Annotated in this window: 11 protein-coding genes; 7 read left to right on the top strand and 4 right to left on the bottom strand. The window is 66.6% G+C overall.

Annotated features, from left to right (window positions below; all coding sequences use genetic code 11):
* Both C2I19_RS21560 and C2I19_RS21555 read left to right on the top strand, forming a co-directional pair.
* Positions 1-610: ATP-binding cassette domain-containing protein (locus C2I19_RS21560; RefSeq protein ID WP_103904609.1), on the top strand; the 610-nt coding region annotated here is incomplete at its 5' end.
* A complete protein-coding gene (locus C2I19_RS21555; RefSeq protein ID WP_103904608.1) occupies positions 603-1,403 on the top strand; it encodes a metal ABC transporter permease in 801 nt (266 codons plus the stop codon). The genes C2I19_RS21560 and C2I19_RS21555, both read left to right, overlap by 8 nt.
* Before the next feature lie 32 nt (positions 1,404-1,435).
* Here the strand turns inward: C2I19_RS21555 and C2I19_RS21550 are convergent, their stop codons facing one another.
* Positions 1,436-2,098, bottom strand: coding sequence for a hypothetical protein (locus tag C2I19_RS21550; protein ID WP_146056930.1), 663 nt, complete (start codon positions 2,096-2,098; stop codon positions 1,436-1,438).
* A gap of 168 nt (positions 2,099-2,266) precedes the next feature.
* Here C2I19_RS21550 and C2I19_RS21545 point away from each other — a divergent pair, with 168 nt between their 5' ends.
* From C2I19_RS21545 to C2I19_RS21535, 3 genes are read left to right on the top strand one after another with little or no spacing between them, the layout of a single operon-like run.
* Complete coding sequence (locus C2I19_RS21545; protein WP_103904606.1) at positions 2,267-3,688, top strand: sensor histidine kinase; 1,422 nt, start codon at positions 2,267-2,269, stop codon at positions 3,686-3,688.
* Entirely contained in the window at positions 3,685-4,818 is a 1,134-nt protein-coding gene (locus C2I19_RS21540) for a histidine kinase (protein ID WP_146056929.1), read from the top strand. The genes C2I19_RS21545 and C2I19_RS21540 overlap by 4 nt, the downstream gene beginning before the upstream one ends.
* Positions 4,785-5,456 carry a response regulator gene (locus C2I19_RS21535; protein ID WP_233201325.1) on the top strand — a complete coding sequence of 224 codons (672 nt, stop codon included), beginning with the start codon at positions 4,785-4,787 and terminating at the stop codon, positions 5,454-5,456. Before C2I19_RS21540 ends, C2I19_RS21535 begins: the two co-directional genes overlap by 34 nt.
* 17 nt (positions 5,457-5,473) lie before the next feature.
* Here C2I19_RS21535 and C2I19_RS21530 read toward each other — a convergent pair whose 3' ends face one another.
* The gene (locus C2I19_RS21530) at positions 5,474-7,003 is read right to left on the bottom strand and encodes a methyl-accepting chemotaxis protein (RefSeq protein WP_199181328.1); all 1,530 of its coding nucleotides are present in this window, start codon (positions 7,001-7,003) and stop codon (positions 5,474-5,476) included.
* 138 nt (positions 7,004-7,141) lie between these two features.
* Complete coding sequence (locus C2I19_RS21525; RefSeq protein WP_103904603.1) at positions 7,142-7,927, bottom strand: DeoR/GlpR family DNA-binding transcription regulator; 786 nt, start codon at positions 7,925-7,927, stop codon at positions 7,142-7,144.
* 151 nt (positions 7,928-8,078) lie between these two features.
* Here C2I19_RS21525 and C2I19_RS21520 point away from each other — a divergent pair, with 151 nt between their 5' ends.
* Positions 8,079-8,867, top strand: coding sequence for a Cof-type HAD-IIB family hydrolase (locus C2I19_RS21520; protein WP_103904602.1), 789 nt, complete (start codon positions 8,079-8,081; stop codon positions 8,865-8,867).
* A 139-nt stretch (positions 8,868-9,006) separates the two neighbouring features.
* Here C2I19_RS21520 and C2I19_RS21515 read toward each other — a convergent pair whose 3' ends face one another.
* Complete coding sequence (locus C2I19_RS21515; RefSeq protein WP_103904601.1) at positions 9,007-9,432, bottom strand: jacalin-like lectin; 426 nt, start codon at positions 9,430-9,432, stop codon at positions 9,007-9,009.
* Positions 9,433-9,646: 214 nt separating this feature from the next.
* Here C2I19_RS21515 and C2I19_RS21510 point away from each other — a divergent pair.
* Positions 9,647-9,883, top strand: a 237-nt coding sequence (locus tag C2I19_RS21510) for a transposase (protein ID WP_146056928.1), incomplete at its 3' end; no start/stop codon positions are given.

Raw genomic sequence — 9,883 nt, 5'->3', positions numbered from 1 at the left:
GCTGGGCCGGCCGGCCGCGCGCGGCAACCCCGCGGTCGGCTATATCCCGCAGCTGCGCAGCCACGCCGCCAATCTGCGGCTGCGTGGCTGGGATTTCGTCGCCAGCGCCTGCCGCGGCCATCGCTGGGGCATGCCGCTGCTGGACGCCGCGACGCGGCGCGAGGTGGATTGGGCGCTGGACACGGTGGGCGCGACGCAACTGGCGCAACGCCCCCTGGCCGAACTGTCCGGCGGCGAGCGCCAGCGGCTGCTGCTGGCGCAGGCGCTGCTGGGTCGGCCGCGGCTGCTGCTATTGGACGAGCCGCTGATCAGCCTGGACCCGCATCATCAGCGCGGGGTGGTGGAGCTGGTGTCGCGCATCCAGCGGGATTTCGGCATCACCGTGTTGTTCAGCGCGCATGAGCTGAACCCGCTACTGCCGGCCATCGATCAGGTGTTGTATCTGGGACGCGGCCAGGCCGCGCTCGGCACGGTGGACGAGGTGATCACCCGACCGGTGCTGTCGCGGCTATATGGCTCGCCGATAGACGTGGTGAGGATGCGGGACCGCATCTTCGTGATGTCGGGCGAGGTGGAAGTGGAAAAGGAAGCGCACTGTCACGATGTTTGAATACGATTTCATGATCAACGCCTTCATCGCCGGCGGGGTGGTGGCTTTGGTGGCCGGGGTGACGGGCTACTTCCTGGTGCTGCGCGGGCAGACCTTCGCCGGCCATGCGCTGTCGCACGTCGGTTTCGCCGGGGCCACCGGCGCGGCGCTGCTGGGGCTGCCGCCGCTGTGGGGCATGACGCTGGTGACGCTGTGCGGCGGCGTGGCGATGGGGGCGCTGGGCGAGCGGCTGCAGGGCAGCGACATCGCCATCGGCACCATTCTGTCGCTGGCGCTGGGACTGGGCATGCTGTTCCTGCATTTTTTCACCGCCTATGCCACGCAAGCCACGGCGCTGCTGTTCGGCAACGTGCTGGGCGTGGACACCGCCACGCTGTGGACGCTGGCCGGTCTGGGTCTGCTGTGCCTAGCGGCGCTGGCTTTCATCTCGCGGCCGCTGGTGTTCTGCAGCCTGCAGCCGGAGCTGGCCGAGGCCAAGGGCGTGTCGCTGCGCCGGCTGTCCATGCTGTTCCTCGCCATTGTGGCGCTGGCCACCGCCGGCTGCATCCAGATCGTCGGGGTGTTGCTGGTGTTCACCCTGATGGTGGGGCCGGCGGCCACGGCGCAGAAGCTGACGGCGCGGTTGGGGCCGGGCGTGGCGCTGGCGGCGCTGCTGGCCTTGGCCGAGGCCTGGTGCGGCATCGCGCTGGCCTATTACACCGATTGGCCCAGCAGCTTCTGGATCACCGTGCTCAGCGGCGCGGCCTATCTGGCCGCGGCCGGCGCGCAAGGCCTGCGCTTGACGCGTGGATAGCACCGCCGGGGCGTTTGCCCCGGTGTTTTCCATCAGAACGCGTAGGACAGACCCACGCCGGCGCTGAGCCGGAAGCGCGCGCCGCCCAGATCGTGGTCCAGCTTCTGCTGCGCCGCGGCCAGGTCCTGGGCGCTGACGCCGCTAGCCGGGTTAAGCGTGGCTTTGCCGCCGAACTGCAGTTGCGCGCCCAGGTCAGTGGTGACGCGCCAGGCAGAGGCGCCCGGCAGGGCGAAGTCCCAGCCTACGCCAAGATAAGACCCCAGCGGGCTGTATTCCACTTTGCCGCTCAGCGGACCGACGGCGGAGGCGGCGTAGTTGTTGCCGTTCAGTACGTAGTTGCCAGCGCCATTGGCCGCAAAGCTCAGGTCTTCCCGAGCTTTGCCGGACAGCGTCAAGCCGCCGCTCAGACGGAAGCCGCTGTCGCGGATGGGGCGCCAGTCCAGGCTGGCCGCCAGGCCTGGGTTGGGTTTGGACTTCAACTGATAGGGCGTGCCTTCCTGCGTTTTGTCCTGCTTGTAGCGGAAGCTGTTCTGTACGCCGAGCCGCAACCCCAGGCCATTGTCCAGCGCCTTGCCGACGCCCAGCTCCATGCCGGTGCCAAGCTTGGCGTAGCCGAACACGTCTTCGGCCCGCGCGGCGTTGTGGACCAGCGCGGCCAGCGCGGCGCAAGCCGCCATCGAGATTTTCCATTTCATGCGCATTCCCCTTTGCTGAGTGAAGGCCGCTATCCGGCCGGTAAGCGCATTGTTCCGCGGGGGAAAGCCAGGCGCATGTGCCGGAAGATAGAGACGGCGGGCATGACTAATGGCACTGCCGGCTGAGTGCCTCTTGTTGCAGAGTGTGGCGGCTAAGGGAGGGACAGGATGCTGGAAGGAGTGAAGGGCGCGGCGTGGCCGTTGGCGCGCGCAGGGCTGCGCATGCACTGGACATTCGGCATGACAAATGCCTTGTGTTACGCTGGCGCCGGCTGCGCGGCCGTGGCCGCGCTATTTCTGATGAGACGATTGAATTCCCGCTCGATGCAACCCTATCTGAGAGTCATAGGTTCCGGCCCCGGCCTGTTCCGACGCGCCCTGTTGCTGGCCTGCGCGCTGATGCTGGCGGCGGGCGGCGCGGATTTGTCCGGCGCGCCGGAGGCGCTGCTGCGCGAACAGGCCGCCGCCTGGCTGTGGCCGGCCTGGCTGGCGCAAGCGCTAGCCGGCGGTTTGATGAGCTTGAGCGCGTCCGCCGTGCTGGTGTTCGCGGCGCTGATGTTGCTATTCATGCACGGCTTGCGGCGTTGCCTGCTTGAGGAGGGGCGCGTCTCCTGGCCTTGGCTGGCGGCGCAGATGGGGATCGCCGCCGCGCTGGAGCCGTGGACCGAGCCCGGCCTGGGCTATCTGGTGGCGGCGGAGCTGGCTTTTCTGCTGCCCTGGCGGCGGGCCGCAGTCGGCGCGTTATTGCAGACCGCGCTGATAGACTCGGCCTTGCTGCCCTATCTGGTTCGGGTGGGCGATGGTCATCCCGCCTGCAATATCGCTGGCGCCTTGCCGCCCGGATTCTGGACGGTGGCGGCGCTGGATTGGCTGCAAGGGCTGGCGTTTCAGGCCTTTGCCTTTTGCGTCGGCTACGGCTGGGCGGAGGCCCTGCGCGGTCGGCGGCGGCAGGCTCGGGCCAATGCGGAACTGCAGGCCACTCAGTTGTTGCTGACCGAGGCCGTGCGCAATGCGGAGCGCGCGCGCATAGCCGAAGGCGTGGGCCGCCTGGCGGCGGAGCAGTTGGCTGGTTTGCAGTTGCATTTGCGTCTGGCGGAGGCCAAGGGCGCGGAGGCCGGCGGCATATGCGCCGCGCGCGAGGCGGCGGGCATGCTGGCCAGGGAGTTGGAGGGCCAGGGGGGCGTTTCGGCGGCGCCGGCGGCGGATTTGCGCCAGGCGCTGGAAACCCTGTGCCGCGGCATGCCCCGGCCGAAGGCGCGGCTGGAGATGGCGCATGATGTGCCCTTGGCGCAGCCGGAGCTGGCTCATGTTCTGTTCCGCAGCGCCCAAGAAGCTTTGAGCAATGCCTTGCGCCATTCCGGGGCCGCCCGCGCGGTGGTGAGGCTGGAGCGTTTAGGCGGCGGCGTGGCGCTGACCGTCAGCGATAACGGCGTGGGCATGGCGGCGTCCAATGAGCGGCGCCAAGGGCATGGCTTGGCGGGCATGCGCGAGCGGGTGGAGGCTAGCGGCGGCACGCTGGACATCCTGTCCCCGGCGTCCGGCGGCTGCTGCGTGCGCATCTGGTTGCCGCTGACGGGGGAGGCGTCATGAAAACGTCCGCCTCACCGTCACCGTTGGCTTTGTTCCGTCTGGTTGCCTTGCTGGCCTGCCTGGTTTTGGCGCTGCAGCAGATGATGTTGCTATGGCCGGTTGGCCTGGCGGGGCTGGGGCATTTGCGCGAGCGCTTGCCCATTTTGCTGGCCGGATCGCCGCTGGGGCTGCGCGGCGCGATGGCGGCGTATGGCGCGTGCTTCGCCGGTTTCGGCTGGGCGTTGTGGCTGGCCACGGTTAGCGGCGCGCGCGCGCCGGAGCGGGGCGCCAAAATGGGGCTGTTGGCGGCGCAGATCGCATTGGCGCTGCTGGCCAGCGACAAATTGCTGTTGCTGACGGCGGCGGAGGCGGCTTTGCTGCTGCCGCGTCGCGCCGCGACGGCCTGCCTGGCCGCGCAACTGGCGCTGGCCTTGCTGGCTTGCGGCTGGCAGGCGCAGCGCCTGCCGGAGCGGGAGCTGGCATGCAATGTCAGCGGTTCCGATGTGCAGCTGCCGCCTCGGGAGTTGAGGCGCTGGCTGCTATGGCAAGACGCCATGGTTGGCGGCGGTTTTCAATTGTTGACGTTCGGCATAGGCTGTCTCGGCGCGGCCGAGCGGCGGCGGCGCGCCGAACTGGAGGGCACCCGCGCCAGCCTGCTGGCGGCGCGTCAATTGCTGGCCGGAACGGCCGGGAATGGCGAACGGCTGCGGATGGCGCGCGAGCTGCACGACGGCATGGGCCATCATCTGTCGGCGCTGAACCTGCAACTGGAGTTGTTGTTGCGGCGAGGCGCGGGCGAGGCTGAGGCGCCCTTGCGCTCGGCTCAGCTGTCAGCGCGGCGCATGTTGGCCGAGGTGCGCGCGCTGGTGGGGGAGGAGAGGCGGCCGCGCGCATCGCCCCTGCGCGAGGCTTTGAGCCAGCTGTGCGAGGGCGCGCGTCCCGCCGCGGCCTTGCGATGGGACGGCGCGCCGGCGCTGGATGACGCGGCCGCGTGGCAAGCGTTCTCGGCGGCGAGCGAGGCATTGGCGCGCGAGCATGGCCGGCCCTGTCGGCTGTGGCTGAGCGCCCAGGACGGCGGCGGGGCGGAGCTGCGGCTGGCGGCGGGCGGAAGCGAGGAGTGGACGACGATATGGCGGGAGGCGGAGCGATGATACGGGTGGGCCTGGTGGACGATCAGACATTGGTGCGCAGCGGCATACGCGGCCTATTGGCGCTGACCGGCGATATCCGCGTCGCGCTGGAGGCCGCCGACGGGGTGGAGGCTCTGGCCTTGCTGCAGGCGGAGCGGCCCGATGTGCTGCTGCTGGATGTGCGCATGCCGGGCATGTCGGGCATCGCGCTGCTGCAGGCGATGCGGGACGGCGGCGACATGCCGCCCACGCTGCTGTTGACCACCTTCGATGATGACGAGGCCTTGCTGGCCGGCATGCGCTTGGGCGCGCGCGGCTTTTTGCTGAAGGATATTTCCCTGGAGCGGCTGGCGGATGCGATACGCCGCGTGGCAGCGGGGGAGACGCTGTTCCGCCCGGGGCTTACCGAGCGGGTGCTGGACGGCGTGCGCGGCGGCGCAGCCGAGTTCCCGGCCCTGGACCTGCCGGAACGGCTGACCGGCCGTGAGCTTGAGGTGCTGGCCTTGATGGCCGGCGGTTTCAACAACCGGGAGATCGCGGAGGCGCTGGGGCCGAGCGAAGGCACGATCAAGAATCACGTGTCCAGCATCCTGTCCAAGCTCGGCGTGCGCGACCGGGTGCGCGCGGTGTTGCGCGGGCTGGAGCTTGGCTACATCTGAGCGCCGGCCCGTCAGGCTCAGGTCCAGTGCGGCTCGCGCTTGCCGGCCGTTTTGGCGGGCTGGCTTGCGGGCTGGCTTGCGGGCTGCTGCGGGCTGACCGCCTGGTGCAGCTTGTCCATCTGCTCGTCCAGCTGGCGGATGGCCTCTGCGATGTTCTCGGTTTCGCCGGACAGGCTGCGCGTGGCCTCGCCGACGGCGACGATGTCGCCGGCGAACTGGGCGAAGCCCTGGTTCTGGCTGGCTTCGGCCTGGGACACTTGGTTCAGCAGGCCGGCCAGCTCGCCGGTTTCGCGAATGATGCCGGACAGCCTTTGCTGCGCGTTCTGCGCGTGATCGCGGCCGGCCCGCATTTGCTGGTTGCCGTCGCGCATGGCCACGATGGCCAGATTGGTGCCGTCCACGATCAGCTGGATCTTGTTCTCGATGTCCTGCGTCGCGTTTTGGGTGCGCTCGGCCAGCTTGCGCACTTCGTCGGCCACCACGGCGAAGCCGCGGCCCATCTCGCCGGCGCGCGCCGCTTCGATAGCCGCGTTCAGCGCCAACAGATTGGTCTGGTCCGCGATGTCTCGTATCAGCTGCACGATGCCGCTGACCTCGGCGCTGCGTTGTCCCAGCTCCTCGAGCTTGCCGGCGGCGTGGCCTATCACCTCGCCGGCGCGGCCCAGCTGCGCCACGGCCTGATCCATCGCCGATCCGCCCTGAAGCGCCGCGTCGCCGGCTGTTTGCGCCAATTGGGTGGCCACCGTCGATTGCTCGGCGTTCTGGCTGGTCACCACCGCCATCTGCTGCGCCACCACCACCATGTCTTCCGAGCGGCCACGCTGGTCGGCCATGGTTTTGGCCATGCTGCCGGTGCTGGCCGCGATCTGGCGGCTGGCGCCGGAGGCGTCGCGTATGGAATGGCTGATCTGCTCCATCATCAGCGCCAGCGCCTGGCTGGCGCGTTCGGCGTCCTGGCGCGCGGTTTCCAGTTTTTCGAAGCTCTTGCTCTTGGCCTTGTCGAAGGCCAGCGCCAGCACCAGCACCACCAGGGACAGGCCGGCCAGAGACTTGGCCTGCAGCTTGGGCAGGATCTCGTGCGGCAGCGGACTCTTGGGAATGGCGTCCATGGCGGACAGCCACATGATGAGGCCGACGGCGAGCAGCGACATCGCCAGCCAGAACATGCCGGAGCGGCGGGTGCCGATGAAGACGGCGGTGAACGGAATGGCGGCGAACCACATCAGGCTGGTGGACAGGATGCCGCCGTTGACATAGACCATCCAGCACACCATGGCGTACATGCAGCTGGTGATGAATTCCGCGGTGAAGCGCACCGCGCCGCTGAGTTTCAGCAGGAAGGGGCCGCACAGCAGGCCCAGCCCGCCCAGGGCGATGCCTTCGGCCATGGGGTAATGGCCCAGGTTCAGGTATTCGATGGCGAACAGCGGTGCCATCAGGCCGGCCAGCAGGCCGACGCCGACCACGGTGCGGGCGCGTATGGCCTGTTCCGGGGACTGGCGGATGCTGTCCGGGATAAACCATTCGGTGATGGTTTGTATAGACATTGGTCTCCCCTCCAAGGATGTTCCAGGTGGAAGCGCCCTGATTTTTAAGGAATTATCTTCGGGCGCCTGGAATGCGACTTTAAAACAAATGTTTGATCATCCGCAATATGCCGCTGGGCTGAGGGGCGAATTTCTCCCTTAGTCCGCCGCGCGCACGGGCACGCCGCTGGCCTGCAAATGCGCCAGGCGCGCGGGGTCGGCGTCAGGCTCGATGATCAGCAGTCCGATGTCGCGCAAAGGCGCGACCAGGAATGGGGACGCAGTATCCAGCTTTTCATTGGTTACGGCTAGGATAGTCTTGCCGCATTGCTCGACCAACTGGCGCTTGAAAGCGGCCTCGTCGGCCTGCAGGGTGCCGATGCCGAGTTCGCCATCCACCGAGCAGGTGCCGAGAAAGCAGATGTCCGGCCGCATGGATTGCAGCATCCGGGTGGCGATGGCGCCCAGCGCGTCGCCGCTCTGGTGGTTGACTCCGCCGCCTATCAGCAGCAGCTCCAGCTGCTTCTTGCCGAACAGCTCGGCGGCGATGGGGATGGAGTTGGTGGCCACGGTCAGCGGCAGGTGCTCCGGCAGGGCGCGGGCGATTTCCAGATTGGTGGTGCCGCCATCCAGGAAGACGAACTGGCCGGGCTGCAATTGGCGCACCGCGGCGGCGGCCAGCCTGGCTTTGCGCGGCTGGTGTTCCTGCTTGCGCGCGCGGAAGCTGGGCTGATTGGGCGTGAGCGCGATGGCGCCGCCATAGACGCGCTGGCAGACGCCGCTGGCGGCCAGTTCGCGCAGATCGCGGCGGATGGAGTCTTCCGACACGCCCAGCGTGGCGGCCAGCTCCCCCGCCTGCACGCGTCCATGCAGCTGCAGCTGCTGGCGGATGTAGGAGTGGCGGTCGGCCGGCAGGCTGGAGCCGGCGGAGCGTTCCTTGTTCATGATGGTTTCCCCCTGCGGAATCGCCGCGCAGTGTTGCACGATCCGGCATGGATGGTCAAAACGCGCAAGAATGTTTGCATGTTCGTGCGTTATTGTTTGCACGATTTTGCTTGATCGTGCAAGATGAAATGAACGAGCACGGAGGAACATCATGCAATTCATCGTTAGCGATCTGGACGGCACCTTGTTGGACGCGGACTCCCGCGTGGCGCCGGAAACCCATGCCGTGTTGCGGCAAGCGATGGCGCGTGGCATTCCCATGGCCATCGCCACCGGACGCCACGAGCGCCAAGTGCGCCAGCTGTGGCCCAAGGACTTGCCGCCGGTGCCGGTGATCAGCGCCAATGGCGCGCGCGTGCATCTGGCGGACGGCAGCCTGCTGTTCCAGTCCCACCTGTCTCCGGATTTGCTGAAGCGCCTGCTGCGGCCGGAACGGGTGCGCGACACCGAGCTGGGCGTCTATCGCGACGACTGCATCATGGCCTACCACAGCAAGCGCGAGTTCAGTCATTACACCGGACAGGTGGAGGAGATCGCCGATCTGGAGCGTTTCTGCGCCGACGATGTGTCCAAGGTGATTTATTGCGGCACGCCGGAGCAACTGAAGGAGGTGGAGCTGGACATCGCGCGCGATTTAGGCGACGAAGTGTCCATGACCTATTCCCACGTCTGTTATCTGGAGGTGATGGCGCCAGGCGTGCACAAGGGCAGCGCGCTGGCCATGCTGTTGAAGCACCTGGGCGTGGATGCGGCCGGCTGCGCGGCCTTCGGCGACAATCTGAACGATGCGGAGATGCTGCAATTGGCGGGGCTGCCGCATGTGATGGCCAACGCCCATCCGGAACTGAAGCGGCGTCTGCCGGATGTGCCGGTGATAGGCCGCCATGACGAGGCCGCCGTGGCTAGGCAGCTGGTGACGATGCTGAATCAGAAGGTCTGAGCCGACTAGGCACCGGACTCTTGGTACGACTTAGGGCGAGTGTCTGGCATCGCGAGTTGGGCCATGCGGGCTGAGCCAATGAAGAAAACGGGCAAGCGCAAAGCGCCTGCCCGTTTGCGCATGGTTTCTAGCCGCGCACTCAGCAATCTACGCGGTTGAAAAATCCGACGGAGTCCAGTTCGCTGCCGCTGCGGCCGAAGAAACCGCCGATGTGCGTGCCGGACAGGCTGAACGCGCTGCCGCCGCTGCCGCCGTACGGGCCATAGACATTGCCCAGATTGGTGGTGAATGACAGTTGGTCAACTCGGCTGCCGGAGCGGCCATCCACGCGCACAATGTATTCATTGCCGGCCAGCACGATGGAGGTCAGTTCGCCGCCATCACCGCCATGCTTGGAACCTGTGACCTGATCGCCGGAGGGGGTGATCCATACACCTTGAATGCTGTCGACTCTGGAGCCGTGGCGGATATTGATCTGGCTGAGACGGCAAACCTCGGTCAAATTGTCAGCAAAGGAGCTGCCGCCTTCGCCGCCGAATTGTTGCGTTCTGGTGTAAGCACACATGGTATGACCCCTAAGTCGTATGAAGTTGAGGAGACAGAATCTCTGGCCAGAGTTTTTCACTTTAGCCTGCCGTATCCTGATCACGCCTGTACTTACTTCCAGTTTTCGGAGTCAATTTTGTTAGGGGCTGTTGACGTTTTGAAGCAAGGAGCAGATAGGAGGGGTGCAAACCTGCAGAATTAAGGTTCCTACACCAATCCTCTGCAGGTTTGCGATGCCCCGATTGATGCTCAGTAACGAGCTTTGGTCGAAGCTGGAAAAGATTCTGCTTCAACACGCCATTTACAACAAGCCCGATTTACGAATGACCGTGGAAGGGATGCTCTATTGGATGCGCTGCGGCTGTCCGTGGCGTGACTTGCCGCCAGCCTTTGGCTGTTGGAACACCGTCTACAAGCGTTTCAATGCGTGGTCGGCGGCAGGGAAATGGCTCAAAATTTTCAAAGCCTTA

This window comes from Chromobacterium alticapitis, assembly GCF_002924365.1.
Lineage (GTDB): Bacteria > Pseudomonadota > Gammaproteobacteria > Burkholderiales > Chromobacteriaceae > Chromobacterium > Chromobacterium alticapitis.
The sequence above is the reverse complement of the archived record's forward strand: the minus strand, read 5'-3'. Positions and strand labels throughout refer to the sequence as shown.